Raw genomic sequence first — 24,450 nt, forward strand, 5'->3', positions numbered from 1 at the left:
ACGTCGCTGGCGGGGCTTGAACCAATCGCTTTGCCTCGACACATGTCCCTGACGTTTCAGAGGTCGAGAAACGAGCGCAGCTTGTCGGCGCGGCGGGGATGCATCAGCTTACGTATGGCCTGGCTTTCTATCTGGCGAACGCGCTCGCGCGATACGCCCAGATGCGAGCCCAGTTCGCCCAGCGTGAACTCGGATACCGTGTCTATTCCAAAGCGCATGCGCAGCACGCGCGCCTCGCGTGGCGAAAGCGCGTTGAGCGCGTCGTCGATGGCGGCGCGCATGTCCGCGTGCACGGCGGCATCGAGCGGCGATTGCGCGTTCGTGTCCTCAATCATGTCGCCGAGCGTGGCGTCGGCGTCATCGCTTGCAGGCGTTTCCAGCGAGATGAGATGCAGCGCGATCTTCTGAATACCGCTGATTCTCTCCTTCGGCAACTCCATGCGTTCGGCGAGCACCGCAGGCTGCGCGGGCCGGCCGGTCTGCTGCATGATCTCGCGTGAAATGCGATTGAGCCTGTTGATGGTTTCGACCATGTGCACCGGAATGCGAATGGTGCGCGCCTGATCCGCGAGCGCGCGCGTGACCGACTGCCGAACCCACCACGTCGCATAAGTCGAAAACTTCCAGCCACGCCGATATTCGAACTTGTCGACGGCTTTCATCAGACCGATATTGCCTTCCTGAATCAAGTCCAGAAAGTGCACGCCCCGGTTCACGTATTTCTTGGCAATCGAAATGACGAGGCGCAGATTGGCCTCGATCATCTCGGCCTTCGCGCGTCTCATGCGCGACTCGGCCGCGAGCATCTGACGGCTGGTTTGCTTGAGCCTTTGCAACGGCATCGCGGCGCTCGCTTCAAGCTCGATCAGCTTGTACTGCTCGGTCTGGATGGCCGGAAGACTGCGGTAGAGCGACGCGCCGTACTCATGCGAGTTCGCTGCCGCAGCCGTACTAGCGGTCCACTCGAGATCGGTTTCATGACCGGGAAACGACGCCACGAATTGCTCGCGCGGCATGCCGCAATAATCGATCGCAATGGACGATATGCGCCGCTCGACCATGCGAACTTGCGCGACTCGCTGCTGCATGTCGGCACAAAGACGATCCACGGTCCGGTTGGTAAAGCGAATGCGCGCGAGTTCGGTGCGGATGCTCGTATCTGCAAGCGGGCGTTGGATTGCATCGACAGCCATGCGGTCGAAGGATTTTTCGACACGCGCAAAGATGGCCAGGCTGTCGTTCGTGAGCCGACTCAGCCTTTCCTGCTCGGCGCGGTCGGAGTCTTCGAGACTGGTTTCTTCGTCGGCATCGCTCGGTGCGTTGGACTCATTGGACTCATTGGACGCATTGGACGCATTGGACGCATTGGACGCATTGGACGCATTGGACGCATTGGACGCATTGGACGCATTGGACGCATTGGGCGCCTGCGCGAACGGCATTGCGTCCGCATCGTCCTTGTCGTCGATGCCATCGACGAATTCATCGATCGACAGCGTGCCCGCCTCGACCTGCGCCGCGCTGGCAAGGATCAGCGAGATGGTCGCGGGGCACGCTGCAATTGCCTGGATCATCTCGTGAAGACTGTCTTCGATACGCCGCGCAATCTCGATCTCCGCCGCGCGCGTCAGCAATTGCTTCGCGCCCATCTCGCGCATATACATGCGCACGGGATCGGTCGTGCGGCCGAACTCGGAATCCACCGTCGACAAGGCGACTTCGACATCCTCGTCGGAGTGGTCCTCGAGCATGGCGACGGCGGTCGCGTCGTTCAGAAGCAGGGTTTCGGTGTCGGGCGCCTGTTCAAAAACCGCGACGCCCATGTCGTTGAAGGTTCGAGCAATGGCTTCGCGCGCGGCTTTCTGCGCGAAGTCGCCGGGAAGATGGTCGTTGATCTGCGCATGCGTGACGAAGCCCTGATCCTTGCCCATCTGGATGAGCGCGCGTATTTCACGCTGCCGCGCGTCGTCTTGTGCGGTTTCGGCGTAGGCATCCGCCGAAACGACGGCAAGCGCCGGCTTGCCCTTGCGCACGCGTGAGGCGCGCGCTTTCTGCATCGTCCTGATGGGATTTTCAGGCAGGTCTTTCGTCGCGTCTTCCTGATTGAAACTGGCCATTCTTTCTCCGCTGCAAGCATGCTTGGCGATGTGAGACGTTAGCCAGAGGCACGAAGGCCTGCGCAGACGGAATCACGGGGTTTCGATAGACCCGATGCGGACACTAGCCGAAGCGAGCGTCGAGCCAGTCTTGTGCCCACTTTTTAGCGAAGGCGACTGCATCGTCACGCGAGTCGAAGCCGGCGAGATCGCCGCTCGACAGGACATCGGATTCGCTGCCGTCCGCGTTGGTGGTGATGATTCGCGCATGCGCCATATATTCTCCGTCGGCCCTGCGCGGTGTCGGGTCGATGCGAAAGCGGGCTCGCGTAATCTCCATGGCGTCTCCTGGTTGATTGCCGTGAGGCGCCCTGGCATCACAGCTCTTAGCTAAAGCAAATTCAGGCTTGCGGAAAAATCATGCAGGCGCGACGTCTCCCGATCTGCTCGATCGATCATTCAGTCGAAGAACGTTCTGTCTTGCGGACATTGATCGATCATCTGTTCCGCATAAGCAGTCGATGCGCGGCGCGCGTCACCCGCGCTTTGAAAAGGCTCGTCCATGCTAAGCCTGAAAACACGACTGCGCGCCACGCCAGTCTCGACTTGCGGTTCCTGGATGCGCACGGCGGCGTCGAATCCCTCGTCGTAGTTATGACCATGACCGGAATCTGCGGGCCTATGCGAGAAGACGAGCGGATAAATTTCAAGGCCGCGATATAGGCGGAATTCAACTGTCATGGGATGACCTCGCGCCGCCGTGGGCGGCATATCAATGATGGAGCGTGGAGCAATATCGGCGCTGTTCGCGATGTCGGCGACGTCTATGCAACTGACCGCAACGACTGACCGCATTGCACGGTCTCCGATAATAGGCCGATCCCGTCAGGGCCCACCGTGAGAGCAACGTATGCGGTTTTCACACAAAGTCGCGACTCAATCGGCCAAGCCAATCCTACGCGCTTTAGTGATTTTGTACAGCGAAAGTTTCAGTACCGGCGTTCAATGATCTTATCTGTCTATCATCGCGCGACCTGCATCGCGCACCCCGCCAAAAAGCGCGCGAACTCACCCGACCGAAAGCGCGTCATGTTCCGCATCTTCCGGTGTCGCGGCTTCGAAATATATATGGCGCTGACGTTCGTTTGCGAAAGACTTGTATGACGTGAGTTTGCGGATCAAGCACAGCGGCAACTCGAGTGTGCCCGGGCAGTGCGGCAGCGATCACGCGCGGCTCGTCCTGTCTCATCGCCGAAAGCGCGGGACAAGCCGCTATCGACTTTTTGCCCCGGCCAATAGCCGCGAAGCAGCCGCCCGAAATGTCTTGACCCTGCCGAATTGACTGCGTATCGTCGGCTGGACACGCTTCGAAGTTATCTTTTGCCCGCGCGCCTTTGCAGCTTTCTGCCCTCCCCTTGAATGCGCTTCTCTTTCTCGGCTTGAACGGTCGACACGATAATCGGGGAGTACTGATGATATCGACGCGGTATTTCGACTTGTCCCGAGTTCACATCGCTGATACGTGGCGCCGATGTTTTCTTCACGCTTGCTTGCGAACGCGCGGCAAGAAACGCAAAGCGCCATTCGATCACATCACGCCGTCCCGACTCTGATGAATACCGACTCCATCGAACTCTATGTAAGCCCGAACGGCGATAAATGGCTGTTGCATACCGGCGCGGACAAAATGCCCGTGGTTCGACATGTGCCGAATGCCGCATCGGGAGGACGCGTATCCGAGTTATCGCTGGATGCGTTTTTGTCTTCGGGTGAAGCCGCGCCGCAGCGTGACGCTTTGCTTGAACTCGTCGGGAGAATGATTCCGCGCGAGCAACCCGATACGGCCGCCACGTTCAAGCCCGCGGCCGAAGCGCTGCTCCTTACTGCGGCCCGGGTCCGCACGTTCGTGCAAGAGCGTCATCTAACGAATGCGAGTGGCTTTTTCTTTGCTCGCGATCAGCGCCTGTTTCTCGTCACAAGCCGTCACGTCGTCACCGATAAACCGAGCCAGCATTTTCCCGATCGTATCGAGATCGAATTGCACACAGACCGCGACAACCTCGGTGCATCGACGTGGTTCAACCTGCCGTTGTATGCACAGAGCGTGAGTCTCTGGCGCGATGGGTCGGACGACGGCGGCGCGATCGACGTCGCCGTGCTGGAGATTCGTCGCGACCGGTTGCCCGTAACGGCGGTGTTCGAGGCGTTCGGGCCGGAGCATCTTCCCTCGCCCGAAGATGTCATGCCAACGGGCGCGTCCGTGCTGATCGTCGGCTTCCCGCTTGGTTTTCACGACTCGCTGCATCATTTGCCGGTGGTGCGCCAAGGCATTATCGCGTCGGCATTCGGCCTGCGCTTTCAGGGCAAGGGATGCTTCATCACGGATGCACGCACGCATCGCGGAACGAGCGGCGCGCCTGTGGTCATGAGCAATCCGTCGATGGCGAACACGAGCACGGGCGCGAGCTTGCCGTGGGTGTTGCTCGGCATTCATTCATCGACCATCGACATGGGAACAAGAGACGTCCACGCCGATGAAAGCCTCGGTCTCAACAGCGCGTGGTACTCGGACATTCTGATGACACTGACGAGCGATCATCCGCGCGTGGCGAAGGAACCAGCCGAAAAGACATGACTCGATTCGGATCGCCAAGTAATCATTCCGCTCGCAGCGGATGACGAAGTTCACGCTTGGCGAGTGCGACGAACACAGCGAATGGTCGTCGAAAATACGGCGGAACGATTTGCAAAAAGATGCGCCTGAACGCGCTTCGGAACAACCGCTGATTCTGGCCCGCCCTACACGACTCGAACGTGTGACCTACGGCTTAGAAGGCCGTTGCTCTATCCAGCTGAGCTAAGGGCGGTTACGAGGAACCACTTGAGACATGGGCGCGTGGCAGGCCAAGCGAGACCGGCCGCACCCAAGAGAGCGAGGATTTTACCTCAATCCGCAAGCGGCGCGGCCAGACATCATTACAACGGCTGCGGATGCATCATGAACCATGCGAAGAAGAAGATGCCGGCGATCACGCAATACACGCCGAACGATGCCAGCTTGCCGTGACCTTCGAAATAACGCATCAGGAAACGCACGCTCAGATAAGCCGCGATACCCGTCAGCACGCCGCCGAGCAACGCATCGAAAAGCTGACCGGGCGCGTGAAAGAGCTTCGGCAATTCGAGCACGCCGGCCGCGAAGATGATCGGCGTGCCAAGCAGAAACGAAAACTCCGCCGCCGCTTCAGCCGTCAGGCCGGCGCCGACACCCGCGATGATCGTGAGACCGCTGCGCGAGAAGCCGGGAATCAGCGCGCCGATCTGCGCAAGACCCACCAGAAACGCCTGCTTGAACGTGAGCTTTTCAGGCGCGCGTGCTGCACGGGCGCGTTGCAGCTTGTCGCCGAACCACAGCAACACGCCATTGACGATCAACGCGGCCGCCACGATACGCAGATCGTGAAACAGCGCTTCGAGCCGCTTTTCGAGCAACAGCCCGACGATGCCCGTCGGAATGGTGCCGATGATGAGCGCCCACATCATGTGACCGTCGTCGTTGCGGCGACCGCCGAGCGAAGCGAACCAGCCGCCGATCAGCGCGACCCAGCGCTTGCGGAAGTACCACAGCAGCGCGAGCGCGGTGCCGAGATGCAAGGCGACGAGAAACGGCAGCAGTTGCGGCGCGTGCTTGTCGATATGCATGCCGATCAAGCCGGGAACGAGCAGCGTATGTCCAAGGCTACTGACCGGAAAGAGTTCGGTCACGCCCTGCAGCACGCTCAGAAAAATAAGAAACCAGAGAGTCACGCGTCGGTCCTTTTCATGAAAGAGGAAGGAAGACGCGCCGCGGAGTGCTTTCCTCGCTCCAAAGCGCAAGGCCGAAGGCGGCGAGACGAAGATCGAAGGGGATGAGGAAATGGTGCGGCGCGCAAGTCGGGACCGATTATGCACAGCCGTAGTTGGACCGCCAAGCGGAAAACGTACAAACGCGTGCGACAGGCGTCACCGATCTATAAACGTCAGCGAAACCGAATCAATCAGTAATTTATAAGAAAGCGATATCGAGTCAAGCCGAAAGAACCTCGGCGAGCAGGCGGCGCGCTGCTCAGCCCTTCAGCTTATAAAGAAAGATTGCCGTGCTCGCGCCGAAGAGGCCGAACATCGCGACGCCCATTGCCATCGCCAGATCCATGGTGACTCCCTGTCCGTCTGATTTCCAACATTCGGTTGCTATAACAACACATCGTCAGATGAGACGGCAGTCGCAATTTCCCGCAAAGGGTTTCTCCGTAGGACAAAGCAAGGCAGAATCGTCGGGGTTTCAAGGCCCGTTTTCAGCGCGATCATCATTTCACCGGAGCGTCTTCGCACCATGTCATCTCAACCAGACGTGATTCATATCGAGCGCGATGGCGCCGAAATCCTGCTCGCGCCGAGCGCCGGCGGCCGCCTCATGACGTGGCGAGTGAACGGCGAGCCCGTCATCCACTGGCCCGATGCGCCCGACTGGAGCAATCCGCCCAAGATTCGCGGCGGCAATCCGCTGCTGTTTCCGTTTCTCGGCCGGCATTTCGTCGACGGCGAGATCAACAAGTGGCGCGATCAGGACGGCGTCGTCCACACGCTCTCGACACACGGCTTCGCGCGCGACCTGCCGTTCTCCTGTACGCGCGATGCCGACGGTCACGGCCTGCGCATGACGCTCGTCGACAGCGACGACACGCGCGCAGGCTATCCGTTCGCATTCCGCTTTGAGGCAGCGTACCGGCTCGTCGATGCCACGACTCTCGAAGTCGAACTCACGACATCGAATCCCGGCGAAGTGGCGCTGCCCTATTACGCCGGACATCACTTCTATTTCCATCTGCCGCACGATCAACGGGCACAAAGCAGCGTGGAGCTGCCGCGCACCGAGCGCCGGCATCAGTTGGCCGGCGGCGCGATCAGCGAGGCGACGCCTGGCTCGCCGCGCTACTCGTTGGGCGACGCGAGCATCATCGACAACTTTCATTGCTTCACGGGTCCTTCCGATCAGCCTGTGCGCCTGAACATGCCGGGCCTGAAGCGCACCGTGAGTTTCGAGCTGCATCAGCCCGATTCGGTGCCGTGGTTTGCCGTCACGACCTGGACCGAGGCGGATACATCGGACTTCTATTGCGTCGAGCCGTGGATCGGCTTGCCCGATGCCATCCATAACGGTCTTGGCCTGCGCTGGCTCGCGCCGGGCAAAACGGAGACCGCGCTGCTCAGGCTCGTCGTCACGCGCGCCGACTAAACGTTGCAAACGGCTTTCTGTCAGGGGAAACCCGAAACGGTAAAATCCTGCCTTCGATCCGCCGCGCAAAATTTCAAACGCCCGTCGCGCGGCGGCGCCTTACGAGGTCAGGTTTGCATAAAAGAATCCGCCAGTTCGTTTTTACATCGCTCGTCGCGGCGGTCGTGACGCTTTCCGCTTGCGGCTCCGGTCCGGTTGCGCCCGGTTACTATCGCGTCGAGCGCGGCGATACGGTCACGAAGATCGCGCGCGCCAATCGCACCACCGTCGCCAATCTCAAGCGCTGGAACAGCTTGTCGAATCCCGATGCAATCGAAGTCGGACAAGTGCTGCGCGTGGTGCCGCCGGAAGGCTCGGCGACGGCTTCATCGAACGTGGCGAGCACGAGCACACCGAAGAGCGCGGACACCGCACTGGCGACGAAGCCGGGACCGGGCATCACGCTCGTCTGGCCCGCACAAGGCGACGTCATCCGCAACTTCAACGGCAGCAACTCGAAGGGCATCGACATCGCCAATTCAGCGGGAACGCCGATCGTGGCCGCGGCGACGGGCAGCGTCGTCTATGCGGGCAACGGCTTGCGCGGCTACGGCAACATGTTGATCGTCAAGCATAACGAGGACTACCTCACCGCCTACGCACACAACAGGACGCTCTTCGTGAAGGAAGGCCAGACCGTGCAGCAGGGCCAGAAAATCGCCGAGATGGGCGATACCGACAGCGACCGCACCATGCTGCATTTCGAGGTGCGTTACATGGGCCGCTCGACGGACCCGGCGCGTTACTTGCCGTCGCGTTGAACGCAGACGGACCATAAGAGGAAGATCGATGATTTCGATGAAGAGAATCCACCCGGGCGCAGTCGTTGCCGCTCTCGCGCTTACCGGCGCGCTCGGCGGATGCGCCCACGGCCCGACCATGACCTACTTGCCATCCGGCGACACGGGCTTCGCCATCAACTGCAGCGGCGGCGATGCGAGCACGAGCTGGGCGGCCTGCTACAAGCAAGCGGGCGAAGTGTGCGGTGCATATGGATACGACGTGGTGTCGAAGGACAATGACAACGGCGCGACTTCCGGTGGCACGGTCGCGGGTATCTTCGGCGCGAACATCAAGAATCGTTCGATGGTGATCCGCTGCAAGCAGTGACGCTTGCATGCGTGCCTGCGTGAGCGCTCAAGGGAACATCACGCGCTCGCGGGCTTGGTCCGATCGCGCTTCGGCGCTTTCTTTCGCCAGCGGCCGGACAATGGATCGATACGCGCGGCAAACGCAAAGAGGAATGCAAGCGCGAGCGGAGCAACGATAGCGAAAACCGACAGCAGATTCATGGCGAAACCAGAATGCACTAAGTCGTCGGATATTAACCTTGCGGCAAATGTTTCGCTTAAATGTCAGTTAGAAGTTAAGGTCAGTATGGATGACCGACGCGTTGTTCCTACCGCGCAAAGGTGTGGCGCCGGCGTATTGAAACTTGCACGCCGTTACGCTCGGAAACAAGCGCACACAGTTGCCGAGGCCAAGCCTCCATAAAATGTCTGCAGCCCGCGCTTCTCTCTGCGCGAACAGTCCGCGCGGGTTAGAAGCGCCGGCGCTCATGCGTCGGCGCTTCGCCTTCTTTCACTTTGGATCGGCCGACGTCGGCGCGATGAGCATCGACGGCGGGGTGTCGTCGGTCGGTACGCCCTTATAGTCGGGCGGGTCTTGCGGCGGATGCTTTTGATTGGCGGGTTCGGTGCATGCAGCCAGCATGAGTGCAAGCGTGGCGGCACCTAGAACGGACACGAAGTTACGCAGCATGAGGTCCCCAAGAAGACGTCAAACCCGACGTCATAAAGACAAAGGGGTTACAAGCCGTGACTTGTAACCCCTTCGTGTATGGTGGTCGGAGCGAAAGGATTCGAACCTTCGACCCTCTGATCCCAAATCAGATGCGCTACCAGGCTGCGCTACGCTCCGACAAGCCGCAGATTATAGCTTGCTTGCCGCGGCGCCGCAAACACTTCCGGCAGAGGGAACGAATGTTGCCACTTTAGCGAGTGACGGCCGCTGCCCGGTCATGCAAGCTCTTGCCATTTCGAATTTGCGGAGACAACGATGAACCTCATCCTTTGGCGTCACGCCGAAGCCGAAGATCAGGCCGCAAGCGATCTCGCGCGTCAACTCACCTCGCGCGGACGCAAGCAGGCGCAAGGCACCGCAAAGTGGCTGAAGGCGCGTATCGACAACGATGCGGTCTTCATCGCAAGCCCGGCCACGCGCACCATTCAGACCGTCGAAGCCTTCGGCGATCAGTATCGCGTGATCGATCAACTTGCGCCCGGCCGACATGCACAGGACGTGCTCGATGCCGCCGGCTGGCCCGATGGCATCGCGGAAACGGTGGTCGTCGTGGGCCATCAGCCTACGCTCGGACACGTTGCCGCGTGGCTCATGACCGGCGACGAAGCGGACTGGTCGATCAAGAAATCAGGCGTCTGGTGGTTCCAGTCGCGCTCGCGTCACGGCGACGGCCAGGTCGTTCTGCGCGCGGTGACGAACCCCGATCTGCTCTAGCCGAAAGGCCGTGTAATCGCAGGTTCAACAGAATGTCGTTTCATCGAAACGTCACTGCGATGCCATGCGAGCGTCATTGCGCGTTACTACATTGGCGAGGACCGAAACCCTCAAGCTTTCGTCCTGCCGAGGAACGCCAATGCTCGATATGCCGACGCCCTTCCTGCCAACCAGAGCGTCATCGTCGCTCTCGCTCGATTCGCGCCGCCAGCTTCCGCGTACCGCGGAAACCATCACCGGCCAGCATCGGCTGCAAGTGTCGTGGGCGCGTTCCGGCGACGCCGTGCGTGAAGCCCAGCGGCTGCGTTACCGCGTGTTCTCCGAGGAGATGGGCGCGCACCTCTCGGGGCCTGCGGGCCTCGACGTCGATGTCTTCGACGCCTACTGCGATCATCTGCTCGTGCGCGATCTCGATACGTTGAAAGTGGTCGGCACGTATCGCGTGCTGCCGCCGCATGAGGCCGCGCGGATTGGGCGGCTGTATGCGGAAGGCGAGTTCGATGTGTCGCGGCTTGCGCATCTGCGGCCGAAGCTCGTCGAGGTGGGCCGCTCGTGCGTGCATCCCGACTACCGCAACGGCGCGGTGATCATGTCGCTATGGGGCGGGCTCGCGGCCTACATGAAGCACAACGGCTACGAAACGATGCTTGGCTGCGCGAGCGTCGGCATGGTCGACGGCGGGCACTACGCGGCGAACCTTTACACGTCGCTCGCCGCCGATGCCCTCGCCGCCCCCGAATATCACGCGTTCCCGCATACGCCGCTGCCGGTGGAGGAATTGCGCACAGGCGTGGAAGTGAGCCCGCCGCCACTCGTGAAGGGTTATCTGCGTCTAGGCGCGAAGATATGCGGCGCGCCTGCGTGGGACCCGGATTTCAACACGGCGGACTTTCTTACCCTCTTCCGCCTGTCGGATATCAACGCGCGTTATGCGCGGCACTTCATCGGTTGATTCAAGGCGCGGCGTTCGTCAATCGCCGGTATAGACCACGCGATACGGGCGCCCGATCTTTTCCCACTCCATGGCTTCCTGAACGAGGCTGTAGTCCGTGAGCGGATTGCTCGCGACCCACTCGTTGGACAGCCGCACTTCGAAGCCTCCCGCCGCGCTCTTCACCTCGATGCCGGGCAGCCCCACATCCGCGCGCCGGCGCGACAGCAACACGGCAAGACGCAGGCAAAACAGCAATGTCCAGTCGACATCGCGCGCTTGCGCGAGCTTGCCGAGCTTGCCCGCGTGACCCAGCACAAGCGTCGCGAGCCGCGCCTGGTCCGTGCGCGAAAAGCCCGGCATGTCCGCGTTGCTCGCGATATACGCCGAATGCTTGTGATACGCGCTATGCGCAATCGACAAGCCGATCTCGTGAAGCGACGAAGCCCATGCGAGGAACATGCGTTCTTCCTCGCGACGTTCCGCATCGGGTTCGCCGAGCTGATCGTAGAAGCTGATCGCGAGCGAGCCGATGCGTTCGGCCTGCGCGGCATCGACGCCATAACGGCGCTTGAAGCCTTCCACGGTGACGGTGCGCATGTCCTGATGCTGCGAACGCCCGAGCAGGTCGTAGAGCACGCCGAGACGCAAGGCGCCGTCGGTGGTATCCACATAATCGATACCCAGTTCCTCGAACACGCCGAGCATGATCGAAAGGCCGCCCGCGAGCACTGGAATGCGGTCCGGCTTGAGCGCGACGAGCTTCAGCCGATTGACGTTCTCCGCCTTGATGACCGCGCGCTTCAGACGCTCCAGCCCGCCGCGCGAAATGCCGTGCGTGATGCCAGGGTCGTTGAAATCGTTCGCTTCGACGAGTTCCGCGAGCGCGCGCGCCGTGCCTGAAGAACCAATGGCCTGATCCCAGCCGGTCTGCTTGTATTCGCGCGAGATGATCTGGATTTCGCGCTTGGCCGCGAGTTCGGCCTGGCGCATGGTGTATTCGTCGACATTGCCGGCCGGAAAGAACGTGCGGCTGTGGCTCACGCAGCCGATATACAGACTCTCCATATGAATCGGCGTGTAATGCGAGCCGATGATGAACTCCGTCGAGCCGCCGCCGATATCCACCACGAGGCGCTTGCCCGCGCTCGCCGGCACCGAATGCGCGGCGCCCGCATAGATGAGCCGTGCTTCTTCCCTACCGGCGATCACTTCGATCGGAAAACCCAGCGCGCTTTCCGCCTCGCCGATGAATTCGTGCGCGTTCTTCGCCACCCTGAGCGTGTTGGTGGCCACCGCGCGCACCTGATCCGGATGAAAGTCGCGCAGACGTTCGCCGAAGCGCTTCAACGCTTCGAGCCCGCGCAACTGTGACGCACGGTCGAGCATTTTGTCCTTCGATAGACCCGCGCCAAGGCGCACGGCCTCGCGCAAGGCATCGACTTGATAAATCTGGCTGCCTGCGGGCGTTTCTTCCACCCGCCCCACGATCAGCCGGAAACTGTTCGATCCGAGGTCGACCGCGGCAAGAAGATGAGGATGAGTGACCATCGGATGTCCAGGGATCGTGGGAGGAGGCGCGCTTTGCTGCAGCGCAGGATTCTATTCTACGTCGACTACTTATGCGCCGATGTCAATTGGTGAATCACGCTCGACCGCGGTATCACGCGCCCTGCGCTAGCGACGCTAACCACAATGTGAGTAGAATTTGTGACAATCGTTCTGTCACAATAAAGCCATCTTACTGTGAGACTATCCGAACGTTCCCTTGCCCTTCCGATCGAGACACCATTCTCCCAGCCGATGTCCATACGCTATCCGCTCTTCAACCGCGAACTGGGCATTCTAGGTTTCAACGAGCGAGTTCTGGCGCAGGCCGCCGATATCTCGGTTCCCTTGTTGGAACGCCTGCGCTTCATCTGCATCACGAGCAGCAATCTCGACGAATTCTTCGAAGTCCGCATGGCCGGGCTTCAGGAGCAGATGCGCGACAACCCCGGCTCGCTCTCGCCGGACGGCATGTCGCTGCAGCATGTCTACGATCTCGTCTCCGAACGCGCGCAGCGCCTCGTGCATCAGCAATACGTGATGCTGCATGAAATCGTCTTGCCCGCGCTCGAGATGGAAGGCATCTATTTTCATGGCGCGGAAAGCTGGAGCGAGCAGCAAAACGCCTGGGCGCGCGAATATTTCCTGAACGAACTGCTGCCGGTGCTGACGCCGATCGGCCTCGACCCGGCGCATCCGTTTCCACGCGTGCTGAACAAGAGCCTGAACTTCGTTGTCGAACTGGAAGGCACGGATGCTTTCGGCCGTCAGGCCATGATGGGCATCGTGCAGGCGCCGCGCGCGCTGCCGCGGCTCGTGCGCATGCCCGAGGCGCTGTCGGGTTATCCGCATGGCTTCGTGCTGCTGAGCACGTTCATGCAGCACTTCGTGAGCGAGCTGTTTCCGCATCTCATCGTGCGCAATTGCAACCAGTTTCGCATCACGCGCAATAGCGAACTTTTCGTCGATGAAGACGAGATCACGAATCTGCGCGTCGCCTTGCAGGGTGAGTTGCCCGCGCGGCATCTGGGCAATGCGGTGCGGCTCGAAGTATCGGCGGAGACGCCACCGCATCTCGTGCGGCGTCTGCTCGACGAAAGCCAGTTGAGCGAGCGCGATTGTTATCGCGTGAACGGGCCGGTGAATCTCGTGCGGCTCATGCAACTGCCTGAAATGGTGGACAGGCCGGACCTCAAGTTCGTGCCGCACATTCCTTCGGTGCCGAAGTCGATCGCCAACACGACCAATCTTTTCGATGCGATCGATCAGGGCGATATCCTGCTGCATCATCCTTACGAGAGTTTTCAGCCGGTGCTCGAACTGCTGTTGCAGGCGGCGAAAGATCCGCAAGTGATGGCGATCAAGCAGACCATCTACCGGACCGGCACCGATTCGCCCTTGATGGATGCGCTCATGCAGGCCGCGCGCAATGGCAAGGAAGTGACGGTAGTGGTCGAGTTGCTGGCGCGTTTCGATGAAGAGACGAACATCAACTGGGCGTCGCAACTCGAAGCGGTGGGCGCGCATGTGGTGTATGGCGTGGTTGGCCACAAGTGTCACGCGAAGATGATGTTGATCGTGCGGCGCGTGTCGCAGGGCGGCAAGATGGTGCTCAAGCGTTACGCGCATCTAGGCACGGGAAATTATCATCCGCGCACGGCGCGTCTATATACCGACTTCGGTCTCATGACCGCTGATCAGCAGATGTGCGAGGACGTGCATCATGTCTTTCAGCAGCTGACTGGAATTGGCGGAGAGATTCCGCTGCATCTTTTGTGGCAATCGCCTTTTACCTTGCACGCGAAATTGATCGATGCGATTCGCACCGAGGCGGAGCATGCGCGTGCGGGCCGGCGGGCGCGGATCGTCGCGAAGATGAATGCGTTGCTCGAGCCTACCGTGATTGCTGCCTTGTACGAGGCATCGCATGCGGGCGTGAAGATCGATTTGATCGTGCGTGGGGTTTGTTCGCTCAAGCCTGGTGTGGAGGACCTTTCGGAGAATATTACCGTTCGGTCTATTGTCGGGCGCTTCCTCGAACATCATCGCATCTTCTATTTTTATGCGAACGGGCAAGAGGATGTGTATCTGTCGTCGGCGGACTGGATGGATCGGAACTTCTTTCGACGCGTCGAGGTGGCGTTTCCGATTCGCGATCGGCGGCTTAAGCGTCGGGTGATTGCTGAAGGGTTATCCGTCTGTCTTGGGGATAATCAGTCTGCCTGGGTCATGCAGAGCGATGGGCATTATCGTAAGCGGCGGTCGGGGAAGGCTATTCGCAATGCGCAGTTGGGGTTGTTGGCTAAGTTTTGTTCTTAGGGCGTTGGTTTTGTGGTCGGTTTTTTCCTGGGAACTTGAGCCGTTGTCGCGCGGTTTGTTTCAGTAGCCGCCTCCCCGGCGGAGGGGTAACTTTCTTTGCGGCTGCAAAGAAAGTCACCAAAGAAAGCAGCTTTAGAACCGGCTTCTGAAGCACAACTGGTTCCTCGCTATTTACCACAAGCCCTTTGGGCACTTCTCATTGCTCATGCTCGTGGTGAATGCTTTATCTAGCACCGGCGCCTTCTGGGAACTTGAGCCGTTGTCTCGCGGTTTGTTTCAGTAGCCGCCTCCCCGGCGGAGGGGTAACTTTCTTTGCGGCTGCAAAGAAAGTCACCAAAGAAAGCAGCTTTGGAACCGGCTTCTGAAGCACAACTGGTTCCTCGCTATTCACCACAAGCCCTTTGGGCACTTCTCATTGCTCATGCTTGTGGTGAATGCTTTATCTAGCACCGGCGCCTTCTGGGAATTTGAGCCGTTGTCTCGCGGTTTGTTTCAGTAGCCGCCTGCCCGGCGGAGGGGTAACTTTCTTTGCTGCTGCAAAGAAAGTCACCAAAGAAAGCAGCTGTAGAACCGCCTTCTGAAGCACAACTGGTTCCCCGCTATTTACCACAAACCCCTTGAGCACACCCCCTCGCTAATGCCGGCGGTAAATCTACGTTAAGCACAGACTTGTCACTAGACAGCGTTAAGGAAGACCTTTGTCTCGTTGTTCTTTTCTTAGGGTGTAGGTGCAAAGTTAACCATTAGGGCGTCGTAATTTATTTTGCGTTTTGGTCGGCCACCGTATGTGTGTTCTACTCCTGGCACATGTAGAACACGCATGCGCTTTTTCGTTAGGCGGCGTGATGGCTCTATTCGCTTGCGCGTGCTAACGATTTACCACGAGCGTGAGCGACGGGGAGTGCCCAAAGGGCTTGTGGTAAATAGCGAGGAACCAGTTGTGCTTCAAAAGCCGGTTCCTAAGCTGCTTTCTTTGGTGACTTTCTTTGCAGCAGCAAAGAAAGTTACCCCTCCGCCGGGCAGGCGGCTACTGAAACGAAACGCGAGACAACGGTACAACTTCCTAGCAAGCGCTAAACAAAGATCTCTAAGCGGCCAAAGGCTTCCTCGAAGCAGCCTAAAAGAGAAGCGTGCGCCTGGAAATTGACCTACGACGAACGTTAGCAATGGGAAGTGCCCAAAGGGCTTGTGGTAAATAGCGAGAAACCAGTTGTGCTCCAGAAGCCGGTTCCTAAGCTGCTTTCTTTGGTGACTTTCTTTGCAGCAGGAAAGAAAGTCACCCCTCCGCCGGGAAGGCGGCTACTGAAACAAACCGCGAGACAACGGCTCAACTTCCCAGGAAGCTAAACAAAAACCCCTAAGCCGCCAAAGACTTCCTCAAAGCAGTCCTTGAAGAAGGAAACCGAACAACAAACGTACTTCCCTTCCCGACTTCACTTTTGACATCGAGCTCCGCATGATGCCGCTGCAGCACATGCTTGACGATAGCAAGCCCGAGCCCGGTGCCACCCGTATCCCGCGACCGACTCCGATCCACGCGATAAAACCGCTCGGTAAGCCGCGGAATATGCTCTGCGGGAATCCCATACCCGCTATCACGCACCGTGAAAACCGCCCGATCCGCCACACGTTGCCAAGAGACTTCAATCGCCCCGCCATCCGGCGTATAACGCACCGCATTGGTAACGAGATTCCCCAGAGCACTGACGACCTCGGTCTCCGCGCCTGCGATAGTCAACGAATCATCGATATGAAAGGCAATCCGATGACGCCCGCCAGAAAGATTCACCGCGTCGTCTTCGAGATGCCGCATCACCGCGCGCATATCCAGCAACTCGTCGCCAGGCGGACGCACATCGCCTTCCAGATTCGCAAGCACCAAAAGATCACGCACGATGTTCTGCATGCGCGAAGCCTGCTGTTCCATCATGTCCAGATAACGCATGCGGTCCGCCTCGCTGAGCGGCAACTCACGCATGGTCTCAAGAAAGCCCGATAACACCGTCAGCGGCGTCTTCAATTCATGCGAGACATTGGCGACGAAATCGCGTCGCATCGAATCGGTACGCTCGAGTTCGGTAATGTCCTGCGTGAGTATCAGCTTGCGATGATCGCCATAAGGAAATACCTGCACCGATACCGTGTGCTGCCGGTTCACGCCCATGCCGCGCATCACGAGCATTTCCTCGTAATGATGCGAGTTGAGATAGCGAATGAAGTCCGGGTGCCGCACGAGATGCGTGATGTGCTGGCGCAAATCGCGTTTGGCATCGAGCCCGAAATGCTTCTCGGCGATAGCGTTGCACCACTCGATCTGATCGTGATCGTCGAGCATCGCCACGCCATTGGGCGAAGCCTGGATCGCCTGAATGAAGCGCGAATGCTGTTGCTCGACCTGCCGCACTTGCGCATGCCAGCGTTTCGCCAGCTTGTGCAAGCGGTAATAGATTTCGCCCCAAATGCCGAGCGCGCTAGGCACTTCGCCATACACGGGCGCTTCGAGCAGACGCCAGAGACGCTGTGTGTGATAGGTGGCGAAAAAGCCCTGCAGGACCAGCATGACGACGGCGACAGCCAGCGCCACGCGCACGCCGGCAAACGCGCCGATCGCCGCACAGAGCGCGGCGAGCAGTACGAGGGACACGACTGACCGCGTCCAGATGATATTCATGTTGTCGGCGAGTCCAAGCGACGAACGCGCGGTTCGTCATAAACATGCGGCAGAGACTAGAGCACGCTTATCAGGCGCTCTTCGCGAGCCGATATCCGCTGCCGCGCACCGTTTCGATCATAGCATCGCAGCCCGCGGGCTTGAGCGCGGCGCGCAGGCGCTTGATGTGAACATCGACCGTGCGCTCTTCGACGAATACGTGATCGCCCCACACCTGATCCAGCAACTGCGTGCGGCTATGCACGCGCTCCGGATGCGTCATGAAAAAATGCAGCAAGCGGAATTCGGTCGGGCCGAGATCGAGCTTGATGTCGTTGCCGGAATGGCTCGCCGCCACGCGATGCGTCGCCGGATCGAGCCGCAAACCATTGATGGCAACCACATCTTCCGTCAGCTGCGGGGCACGCCGGCGCAACACCGCCTTGATGCGCGCCATCAATTCTTTCGGCGAAAACGGCTTGGTGACGTAGTCGTCCGCGCCGATCTCGAGCCCGAGCACCTTGTCCTGCTCGTCGCCGCGCGCGGTCAGCATGATGATCGGAATATGCTTCGTGCGCTCGTTGTTGCGCAAGTCGCGCGCGAACGCAATGCCGGACTTGCCGGGCAGCATCCAGTCGAGCAGCACGAGATCGGGCAGCACGTCGCTGATCAGGTTTTGCGCCTGCTCAGCGTTATACGCGCGAATCGGGCAATGTCCCGCGTGTTGCAGATTCACCGAGATCAGTTCGGAGATCGCGGGTTCGTCTTCGATGACGAGGATACTGCTGGGCATCGGCACCTCTTGACCTTTTGCTTTGAGAGAAGATTAACTGAGCGCTTCGCGTTCGAGCTGGTCGCGCGAGATATGCCGCACGTCCGTACCCTTCACGATGTAGATGATGAACTCGGCGATGTTCTTAGCGTGATCGCCGATACGCTCCACCGCCTTCGCAATGAACAGATAGTCGAGGCCGGCGGAAATGGTGCGCGGGTCTTCCATCATGTAGGTGACGAGCTTGCGCACGAAGGCGCGGAATTCGTCGTCGATGGCTTTGTCGTCGCGCACGATCTGCGCGGCGGCCACGGTGTCCAGACGCGCGAACGCGTCGAGCGCGCGGCGCAGAATCGACACGGCCATCTCGCCCGAGAGCTTGATCTCCGCGATATTCACCGCGCGGCCCGCGCCGTCTTCGTTGATGCGTTTCACGCGCTTCGCGATCTTTTCAGCTTCGTCGCCGGCGCGTTCGAGGTTCGTGATGGTCTTCGAGATCGCCATGAGCAGACGCAGGTCGCGCGCGGCCGGCTGGCGTCGCGCGATGATGTTGCTGCACTCTTCGTCGATCTCGACTTCCATCGTGTTCAAACGCACTTCGGCGGCAATCACCTGATCGGCGATCGCCATGTCGAATTCGTTGAGTGCCTGCATGGCCGCGATGATCTGCGACTCCACGAGACCGCCCATTTGCAGCACTTTCGACGACACCGCGTTGAGATCGGCGTCGAACTGGCTCGACAGATGTTTATCGGACATATGTGCTCCTTAAGTCCTTTTATGTTTCAGTTCGCCTGATCTGGCCGGATCAGCCGAAACGGCCCGTGATGTAGTCTTCCGTTTCCTTGCGCGTGGGCTTGATGAAGATCTTCTCCGTATCGCCGAATTCGATCAGCTCGCCAAGGTACATGTATGCAGTGTAGTCCGAGCAACGGGCTGCCTGCTGCATGTTGTGCGTGACGATCACAACCGTATAGTCACTTTTCAGTTCCGCGATAAGTTCCTCGATACGGCCCGTGGAAATCGGGTCGAGCGCCGAGCAGGGCTCGTCGAGCAACAGCACTTCCGGACGAATGGCGATGCCGCGCGCAATGCAAAGGCGCTGCTGCTGGCCGCCCGACAATCCGTAGCCGCTTTGCTGCAGCTTGTCCTTCACTTCGTTCCAGAGCGCGGCCTTGGTAAGCGCCCATTCGACGCGGTCGTCCATCTCCGAGCGCGACAGTTGTTCGAACATCTTCACGCCGAACGCGATGTTGTCGTAGATCGACATGGGAAACGGCGTAGGCTTCTGGAACACCATGCCCACGCGCGCGCGTAAAAGCGAGATGTCGCGCGTCGTGTCGAGCAGGTTGACGCCGTCCATCAGAATCTCACCTTCGCCGCGCTGCTCGGGATAAAGCGCGTACATTTTGTTGAAGGTGCGCAGGAGCGTGGACTTGCCGCAGCCCGAAGGTCCGATGAACGCCGTCACCTTCTTCTCGGGAATGCGCAGGTTGATGTTCTTCAGCGCGTGATACTTGTTGTAGAAGAAATTGAGGTTCTTCACTTCGATCTTCGGCTTGATCGAATCGGCGGCTTGCGAGCCGTGCTTCGGACGCACGCTGCCAGGAATGGGACCACGCTCGACGGGCGCCGCATCCGCTTTCGAATCAAGGTGGTTGACACCACTTTCGACCATGTTCATGGAATCACTCCGCCTTTATTTCTTCGAGATAATCGTGCGCGCGAGGATATTCAAACCCAGCACGCCGAGCGTAATAAGGAACACACCGGCCCACGCGAGCGTCTGCCATTGCGGGAACGGGCTCATCGCGAACTTGTAGATCGTGACCGGAAGGTTCGCCACCGGCTGATTCATGTCCCACGAGAAAAACTGATTCGACAGCGACGTGAAGAGCAGCGGCGCGGTTTCGCCGGCAATCCGCGCGACCGCCAGCAACACGCCCGTGACGATGCCGCCGATCGACGCCTTCAGCGTGATCGACATCACCATCTTCCACTTGGGCGTGCCGAGCGCGAAAGCCGCTTCGCGCAGCGCGTTCGGCACGAGCTTCAGCATGTTTTCAGTGGTGCGGATGACGATCGGAATCTGCAGCAAGGCGAGCGCGATCACGCCGGCCCATCCCGAGAAGCGACCCATCTTCGCGACGACGAGCGCATACACGAACAAGCCCACGACGATGGAAGGCGCCGACAACAGAATGTCGTTGATGAAGCGCGTGACGCTCGCGAGCCAACGCTTCTGGCCATATTCCGCGAGATAGACGCCCGCCAGAATGCCGAGCGGCGTGCCGATGAACGTGGCGATGATGACGAGCATCAGACTGCCGACGATAGCGTTGGCAAGACCGCCGCCATCGGTGTTCGGCGGCGGCGTCGACTGCGTGAAGAGTTCGAGCGACAGGCCAGCGACGCCGAGCTTAAGCGTCGTGAAGAGAATCCACACGAGCCACAGAAGGCCGAAAGCCATCGCGGCCAGCGAGAGCGTCAGCGCGATCGCATTGGTGCCGCGTCGACGGCTCTGCAGCTTCTTGCGCGTGGCGTCCACGCGGTCGGGGTCCTGATTGAAGGTGGCGGGACGGCTCACTTGACTCCCTCCCCGCGTTCCATGCGCAGCAGCATCAGCTTGGACAACGCGAGCACGACGAACGTGATCACGAACAGGATGAGCCCGAGTTCCATCAGCGCCGACGTATGCAGGCCGGGGCTTGCTTCGGCGAATTCGTTGGCGAGCGCCGAGGTGATGCTGTTGCCCGGCGAAAACAGCGACACGTTGTCGAGCAGATTGGTGTTGCCGATCACGAACGTCACCGCCATGGTCTCGCCGAGCGCGCGGCCGAGGCCGAGCATCACGCCGCCGATCACACCGGCGCGCGTGTACGGCAACACGATCTTCCACATCACTTCCCAGGTCGTGCAGCCGATGCCGTATGCCGATTCCTTGAGAAGCACGGGCGTGACTTCAAAGACGTCGCGCATCACCGAGGCAATGTACGGAATGATCATGATGGCGAGGATCACGCCCGCGCACAGGATGCCGATACCGATAGGCGCGCCCTTGAAGAACATGCCGATGACTGGCACGTCGCCGAGCAGATGGCCGAGCGGCTTTTCGAAGTATTCCGCGAAGATCGGCGCGAACACGAGCAGACCCCACATGCCGTAGACGATCGAGGGAATCGCCGCGAGCAATTCGATGGCGACACCGAGCGGCCGGCGCAGCCACGCGGGCGAGAGTTCCGTGAGGAAGAGCGCGATGCCGAAGCTCACCGGCACGGCGATGATGAGCGCGATGATCGACGTGGCAATGGTGCCGTAGATCGGCACGAGCGCGCCGAAGCTATCTGTCTGGGGGTCCCACTCCGCGCGCCAGAGAAAGCTGAGTCCGAACTTTTCGATGGTCGGCATCGACGCAATGACGAGCGAAACGATGATGCCGCCAAGCAGAAGCAACGTCACCACGGCCGCGAGCCGCGTGATGCCGCCGAATATGATGTCGCCGAAACGGCTCGGCGCGCGCTGCGTATGCGCGGCCGGCGGTGCCGACGCTAAGTTGATGTCCGACATGGGAGCCTTGGTTGTGCTGCTTGTCAGAGCGCGCGGCACGTCATTCGACGTGCCGCGCGGCATTGCCTGCACTGCATTTCCGTCCTGACTTCAAGAGCTTAGGACAGTTTCAGACCATGGTACCGCTTACTGCGCAACCGCCTTGCCCGACGCGTCCTTGACCTTCGCCTTCCATTGCGTGCGGATTTCGGCGACTACTGAATCCGGCAGCGAGATGTAGTCGAGATCGTTCGCGGCTTGGTTGCCGTTCTTGAACGCCCAGTCGAAGAACTTCAGCGTTTCCGTGCCTTGCGGCGCCTTGTCCTGCGTGGCGTGCAGCAGAACGAACGTTGCACCGACGATCGGCCATGCGTTCTGGCCCGACTCGTTCGTGAGGATCTGGTAGAACGACTTCGACCAGTCCGCACCGGCAGCCGCCGCCTTGAAGGTCTCTGTCTTCGGCTCGACGACCGTGCCAGCCGCGTTCTTGAGACCCACGTAGGTCATCTTGTTCTGCTTGGCATACGCCCACTCCACGTAGCCGATCGCGCCCGGCAGACGCTGCACGAACGCCGCAACGCCGTCGTTGCCCTTGCCGCCCGTGCCCGTCGGCCAGTTGACCGTCGAACCTTCGCCGACCTTCGACTTCCACTCGGGATTCACTTTCGACAGATAGTTCGTCCAGATGAAGCTCGTGCCCGATCCGTCGGCGCGGCGCACCACGGCGATGTCGGTATCCGGCAGCTTGACCTTCGGGTTCAGCGCGGCGATAGCCGGGTCGTTCCACTTCTTGATCTTGCCCAGGTAGATGTCGCCGAGCACTTCGCCCGACAGCGTCACTTCACCGGCCTTCACGCCCGGCACGTTGATGACCGGCACCACGCCGCCGACGACCGTCGGGAACTGGAACAGGCCTTCCTTCGTGAGTTCTTCATCTTTCAGCGGTGCGTCCGAGCCCGCGAAATCCACCGTCTTCGCGATGATCTGTTTGACGCCGCCCGACGAGCCGATGCCTTGATAGTTCACCTTGCCGCCGCCCGTTTTTTGGTAGGCGTCAGCCCACTTGGTGTAGATGGGAGCTGCGAAGGTGCTGCCCGCGCCGGTGATATCCGTGGCGAATGCGGAGACGGCGAACATTGCGCCGATGACGCCGGCCAGCGCGGATTGCATCAATTTCATGAGACCTCCAGAGTGTGTGAGCGTGTAGCGAGAGAACCGACACGGCGAAATATAGGCACTCTTCGTGACAGTACCGTGACTTTTGATGAACACCGCGTGTCATTGCGCTTACGCACTGAAAGTCGAACGTGCGTTGGCTTGTAACCAAAGAAAAAGCGGACCGTAGTCCGCTTTTGGTGAGACGTGACGCGCTTAAGGGATCGTCTACGAAGTCGCGTCCTTCACGACCTGAGCAATCGTTTCCGCGTGTTTAACCGCATCCTGATGCGCAGCCGCTTCCACCATGACGCGCAGTACCGGTTCGGTTCCCGAGGCGCGAATCAGTACCCGCCCGTGCGATTCGAGGGCCCGCTCGGCATCTTCGATCGCGCGGCGAATGGCCGCATTATTTTTCCAGTCCGCGTTCGGACTCATGCGCACGTTGATCAGTTTCTGCGGAAACAGGCTGACGCCGTCGAGCATGTCCGCGAGGGATTTGCCACCGCGCTTGATGGCGGCGAGCACAAGCAGCGCGGACACGATGCCGTCGCCCGTGGAATGCCGGTCGAGCGAAAGAATGTGGCCCGAGCCTTCCGCACCGAGTTGCCAGCCGTTCTCGCGCAGCTTTTCGAGCACGTAACGGTCGCCGACGGCCGCGCGCACGAACTTCACGCCCGCCTCTTTCAACGCCACTTCCACGGCCATGTTGGTCATCAGCGTGCCGACCGCGCCATCCACCTTGCCGTCCGTCGCGATGCGGTCCTTGACCAGCACGTAGAGCAGTTCGTCGCCGTTGAAAAGCCGGCCGGTGGAATCGACGACTTGCAGGCGGTCAGCGTCGCCATCGAGCGCGATGCCGATATCCGCCTTGTGTTCGAGCACCGTGCGCACGAGCGCATCGGGCGCGGTGGCGCCGACATTATCGTTGATATTGAAGCCGTTCGGCGACACGCCAATAGGCACGACTTCCGCGCCCAGTTCGTGGAACACGTGCGGCGCGACGTCATAGGCGGCGCCGTGCGCGCAATCGAGCACGATCTTGAGGCCGCGCAGATCGAAGCTCGCCGGGAAAGTGCTCTTGCAGAACTCGATATAGCGCCCGCCCGCGTCGTCCAGACGCTTCGCCTTGCCGAGACGCTCGGAGGGCGCACAAGCCATCGGCTGGTCGAGCTGCGCTTCGATTTGCAGTTCGACTTCGTCCGGCAGCTTGTTGCCGTCGGCGGAGAAGAATTTGATGCCGTTGTCGTCGTACGGATTGTGCGATGCGCTGATCACCACGCCCGCCGAAAGCCGCAGCGCGCGCGTGAGATACGCGACGCCGGGCGTGGGCATCGGGCCGGCGAGCATCACGTCGACGCCCGCGGCGGAAAAGCCCGACTCCAGCGCGGCTTCGAGCATGTAGCCGGAAACCCGCGTGTCCTTGCCGATAAGCACCGTCGGACGGTTGCCCTTTTGCGGCGAACGGTCCGCTCCCGCGAGCACCTTGCCGGCCGCATACCCCAGCCTGAGAACAAAATCCGGTGTGATCGGCGCCTCGCCGACGCGCCCGCGAATTCCATCAGTTCCAAAATATCGACGTGCCATTGTTACTGACCCTCC

22 protein-coding genes and 2 tRNA genes are annotated in these 24,450 nt (G+C 60.2%); 7 read left to right on the forward strand and 17 right to left on the reverse strand.

Annotated elements, in window-relative coordinates:
- Positions 1-56: 56 nt before the first annotated feature.
- The 3 genes from rpoD to NCR98_RS09320 form a co-directional block, all read right to left on the reverse strand.
- Positions 57-2,117, reverse strand: a complete 2,061-nt coding sequence (rpoD, locus tag NCR98_RS09310; protein WP_250526038.1) for an RNA polymerase sigma factor RpoD — start codon at positions 2,115-2,117, stop codon at positions 57-59.
- A 103-nt stretch (positions 2,118-2,220) separates the two neighbouring features.
- Entirely contained in the window at positions 2,221-2,436 is a 216-nt protein-coding gene (locus NCR98_RS09315; RefSeq protein WP_244825715.1) for a hypothetical protein, read from the reverse strand.
- Positions 2,437-2,555: 119 nt separating this feature from the next.
- A complete protein-coding gene (locus NCR98_RS09320; protein ID WP_244825717.1) occupies positions 2,556-2,837 on the reverse strand; it encodes a hypothetical protein in 282 nt (93 codons plus the stop codon).
- A gap of 871 nt (positions 2,838-3,708) precedes the next feature.
- On the opposite strand from NCR98_RS09320, the gene NCR98_RS09325 reads away from it, so the two are divergent.
- The gene (locus NCR98_RS09325) at positions 3,709-4,731 is read left to right on the forward strand and encodes a S1 family peptidase (protein ID WP_250526039.1); all 1,023 of its coding nucleotides are present in this window, start codon (positions 3,709-3,711) and stop codon (positions 4,729-4,731) included.
- 155 nt (positions 4,732-4,886) lie between these two features.
- Here NCR98_RS09325 and NCR98_RS09330 read toward each other — a convergent pair.
- A tRNA-Arg gene (locus NCR98_RS09330) sits at positions 4,887-4,963 on the reverse strand.
- A 109-nt stretch (positions 4,964-5,072) separates the two neighbouring features.
- Positions 5,073-5,903, reverse strand: coding sequence for an undecaprenyl-diphosphate phosphatase (locus tag NCR98_RS09335; RefSeq protein WP_250526040.1), 831 nt, complete (start codon positions 5,901-5,903; stop codon positions 5,073-5,075).
- A 565-nt stretch (positions 5,904-6,468) separates the two neighbouring features.
- Between NCR98_RS09335 and NCR98_RS09340 the strand changes: the two genes are divergently transcribed.
- The 3 genes from NCR98_RS09340 (at position 6,469) to NCR98_RS09350 (ending at position 8,520) form a co-directional block, all read left to right on the forward strand.
- Positions 6,469-7,371 (forward strand): aldose epimerase family protein, encoded by a 903-nt coding sequence (locus NCR98_RS09340; RefSeq protein ID WP_250526041.1) that lies wholly within the window; start codon positions 6,469-6,471, stop codon positions 7,369-7,371.
- A gap of 113 nt (positions 7,372-7,484) precedes the next feature.
- Positions 7,485-8,171: a peptidoglycan DD-metalloendopeptidase family protein gene (locus NCR98_RS09345; RefSeq protein ID WP_250526042.1), complete on the forward strand. Its 687-nt coding sequence runs from the start codon at positions 7,485-7,487 to the stop codon at positions 8,169-8,171.
- A gap of 28 nt (positions 8,172-8,199) precedes the next feature.
- Complete coding sequence (locus NCR98_RS09350; RefSeq protein ID WP_370652024.1) at positions 8,200-8,520, forward strand: hypothetical protein; 321 nt, start codon at positions 8,200-8,202, stop codon at positions 8,518-8,520.
- A 38-nt stretch (positions 8,521-8,558) separates the two neighbouring features.
- Here NCR98_RS09350 and NCR98_RS09355 read toward each other — a convergent pair whose 3' ends face one another.
- The 3 genes from NCR98_RS09355 to NCR98_RS09365 all read right to left on the reverse strand — a co-directional run bounded on the left by NCR98_RS09355 (position 8,559) and on the right by NCR98_RS09365 (position 9,330).
- Positions 8,559-8,702, reverse strand: coding sequence for a hypothetical protein (locus NCR98_RS09355; protein ID WP_250509279.1), 144 nt, complete (start codon positions 8,700-8,702; stop codon positions 8,559-8,561).
- Between the two features lie 289 nt (positions 8,703-8,991).
- Positions 8,992-9,171 carry a hypothetical protein gene (locus tag NCR98_RS09360; protein ID WP_250492611.1) on the reverse strand — a complete coding sequence of 60 codons (180 nt, stop codon included), beginning with the start codon at positions 9,169-9,171 and terminating at the stop codon, positions 8,992-8,994.
- Between the two features lie 82 nt (positions 9,172-9,253).
- A tRNA-Pro gene (locus NCR98_RS09365) sits at positions 9,254-9,330 on the reverse strand.
- 138 nt (positions 9,331-9,468) lie between these two features.
- Between NCR98_RS09365 and NCR98_RS09370 the strand changes: the two genes are divergently transcribed.
- Positions 9,469-9,927 (forward strand): SixA phosphatase family protein, encoded by a 459-nt coding sequence (locus tag NCR98_RS09370; RefSeq protein WP_250526043.1) that lies wholly within the window; start codon positions 9,469-9,471, stop codon positions 9,925-9,927.
- Between the two features lie 139 nt (positions 9,928-10,066).
- A complete protein-coding gene (locus NCR98_RS09375; protein ID WP_250526044.1) occupies positions 10,067-10,879 on the forward strand; it encodes a GNAT family N-acetyltransferase in 813 nt (270 codons plus the stop codon).
- Positions 10,880-10,897: 18 nt separating this feature from the next.
- Here NCR98_RS09375 and ppx read toward each other — a convergent pair whose 3' ends face one another.
- Positions 10,898-12,409 carry an exopolyphosphatase gene (gene ppx, locus NCR98_RS09380; protein WP_244825732.1) on the reverse strand — a complete coding sequence of 504 codons (1,512 nt, stop codon included), beginning with the start codon at positions 12,407-12,409 and terminating at the stop codon, positions 10,898-10,900.
- Between the two features lie 252 nt (positions 12,410-12,661).
- Between ppx and ppk1 the strand changes: the two genes are divergently transcribed.
- On the forward strand, positions 12,662-14,725 hold the full coding sequence (gene ppk1, locus NCR98_RS09385; RefSeq protein ID WP_250526045.1) for a polyphosphate kinase 1: 2,064 nt from the start codon (positions 12,662-12,664) through the stop codon (positions 14,723-14,725).
- Between the two features lie 1,357 nt (positions 14,726-16,082).
- Here the strand turns inward: ppk1 and phoR are convergent.
- From phoR to glmM, 8 genes are all read right to left on the reverse strand, one after another.
- A complete protein-coding gene (gene phoR / locus NCR98_RS09390) occupies positions 16,083-17,396 on the reverse strand; it encodes a phosphate regulon sensor histidine kinase PhoR (RefSeq protein ID WP_244825736.1) in 1,314 nt (437 codons plus the stop codon).
- A 70-nt stretch (positions 17,397-17,466) separates the two neighbouring features.
- Complete coding sequence (phoB, locus tag NCR98_RS09395) at positions 17,467-18,168, reverse strand: phosphate regulon transcriptional regulator PhoB (protein WP_244825738.1); 702 nt, start codon at positions 18,166-18,168, stop codon at positions 17,467-17,469.
- Positions 18,169-18,201: 33 nt separating this feature from the next.
- Entirely contained in the window at positions 18,202-18,906 is a 705-nt protein-coding gene (gene phoU / locus NCR98_RS09400) for a phosphate signaling complex protein PhoU (protein WP_244825740.1), read from the reverse strand.
- 49 nt (positions 18,907-18,955) lie between these two features.
- A complete protein-coding gene (pstB, locus tag NCR98_RS09405; RefSeq protein WP_409015218.1) occupies positions 18,956-19,831 on the reverse strand; it encodes a phosphate ABC transporter ATP-binding protein PstB in 876 nt (291 codons plus the stop codon).
- A gap of 15 nt (positions 19,832-19,846) precedes the next feature.
- Positions 19,847-20,734: a phosphate ABC transporter permease PstA gene (gene pstA, locus NCR98_RS09410; protein WP_244825742.1), complete on the reverse strand. Its 888-nt coding sequence runs from the start codon at positions 20,732-20,734 to the stop codon at positions 19,847-19,849.
- Complete coding sequence (pstC, locus tag NCR98_RS09415) at positions 20,731-21,714, reverse strand: phosphate ABC transporter permease PstC (protein ID WP_244825744.1); 984 nt, start codon at positions 21,712-21,714, stop codon at positions 20,731-20,733. The genes pstA and pstC overlap by 4 nt, the downstream gene beginning before the upstream one ends.
- A 126-nt stretch (positions 21,715-21,840) precedes the next feature.
- Complete coding sequence (pstS, locus tag NCR98_RS09420) at positions 21,841-22,872, reverse strand: phosphate ABC transporter substrate-binding protein PstS (RefSeq protein WP_244825745.1); 1,032 nt, start codon at positions 22,870-22,872, stop codon at positions 21,841-21,843.
- 204 nt (positions 22,873-23,076) lie between these two features.
- Complete coding sequence (glmM, locus tag NCR98_RS09425; protein WP_250526046.1) at positions 23,077-24,435, reverse strand: phosphoglucosamine mutase; 1,359 nt, start codon at positions 24,433-24,435, stop codon at positions 23,077-23,079.
- Positions 24,436-24,450: the final 15 nt, after the last annotated feature.

Source organism: Caballeronia sp. GAWG2-1 (assembly GCF_023631405.1).
Classification (GTDB): Bacteria; Pseudomonadota; Gammaproteobacteria; order Burkholderiales; family Burkholderiaceae; genus Caballeronia.

What these genes read in the sequence shown, in the direction of transcription:
- NCR98_RS09355 (WP_250509279.1), bottom strand. Translation starts at nt 8,702, where the DNA reads ATGAATCTGCTGTCGGTTTTCGCTATCGTTGCTCCGCTCGCGCTTGCA.
- NCR98_RS09360 (WP_250492611.1), bottom strand. Translation starts at nt 9,171, where the DNA reads ATGCTGCGTAACTTCGTGTCCGTTCTAGGTGCCGCCACGCTTGCACTC.
- NCR98_RS09320 (WP_244825717.1), bottom strand. Translation starts at nt 2,837, where the DNA reads ATGACAGTTGAATTCCGCCTATATCGCGGCCTTGAAATTTATCCGCTC.
- NCR98_RS09370 (WP_250526043.1), top strand. Translation starts at nt 9,469, where the DNA reads ATGAACCTCATCCTTTGGCGTCACGCCGAAGCCGAAGATCAGGCCGCA.
- phoB (WP_244825738.1), bottom strand. Translation starts at nt 18,168, where the DNA reads ATGCCCAGCAGTATCCTCGTCATCGAAGACGAACCCGCGATCTCCGAA.
- NCR98_RS09350 (WP_370652024.1), top strand. Translation starts at nt 8,200, where the DNA reads ATGATTTCGATGAAGAGAATCCACCCGGGCGCAGTCGTTGCCGCTCTC.
- pstS (WP_244825745.1), bottom strand. Translation starts at nt 22,872, where the DNA reads ATGAAATTGATGCAATCCGCGCTGGCCGGCGTCATCGGCGCAATGTTC.
- ppx (WP_244825732.1), bottom strand. Translation starts at nt 12,409, where the DNA reads ATGGTCACTCATCCTCATCTTCTTGCCGCGGTCGACCTCGGATCGAAC.
- NCR98_RS09325 (WP_250526039.1), top strand. Translation starts at nt 3,709, where the DNA reads ATGAATACCGACTCCATCGAACTCTATGTAAGCCCGAACGGCGATAAA.
- glmM (WP_250526046.1), bottom strand. Translation starts at nt 24,435, where the DNA reads ATGGCACGTCGATATTTTGGAACTGATGGAATTCGCGGGCGCGTCGGC.
- phoR (WP_244825736.1), bottom strand. Translation starts at nt 17,396, where the DNA reads ATGAATATCATCTGGACGCGGTCAGTCGTGTCCCTCGTACTGCTCGCC.
- NCR98_RS09375 (WP_250526044.1), top strand. Translation starts at nt 10,067, where the DNA reads ATGCTCGATATGCCGACGCCCTTCCTGCCAACCAGAGCGTCATCGTCG.
- NCR98_RS09340 (WP_250526041.1), top strand. Translation starts at nt 6,469, where the DNA reads ATGTCATCTCAACCAGACGTGATTCATATCGAGCGCGATGGCGCCGAA.
- phoU (WP_244825740.1), bottom strand. Translation starts at nt 18,906, where the DNA reads ATGTCCGATAAACATCTGTCGAGCCAGTTCGACGCCGATCTCAACGCG.
- rpoD (WP_250526038.1), bottom strand. Translation starts at nt 2,117, where the DNA reads ATGGCCAGTTTCAATCAGGAAGACGCGACGAAAGACCTGCCTGAAAAT.
- pstC (WP_244825744.1), bottom strand. Translation starts at nt 21,714, where the DNA reads ATGTCGGACATCAACTTAGCGTCGGCACCGCCGGCCGCGCATACGCAG.
- pstB (WP_409015218.1), bottom strand. Translation starts at nt 19,831, where the DNA reads ATGAACATGGTCGAAAGTGGTGTCAACCACCTTGATTCGAAAGCGGAT.
- NCR98_RS09315 (WP_244825715.1), bottom strand. Translation starts at nt 2,436, where the DNA reads ATGGAGATTACGCGAGCCCGCTTTCGCATCGACCCGACACCGCGCAGG.
- ppk1 (WP_250526045.1), top strand. Translation starts at nt 12,662, where the DNA reads ATGTCCATACGCTATCCGCTCTTCAACCGCGAACTGGGCATTCTAGGT.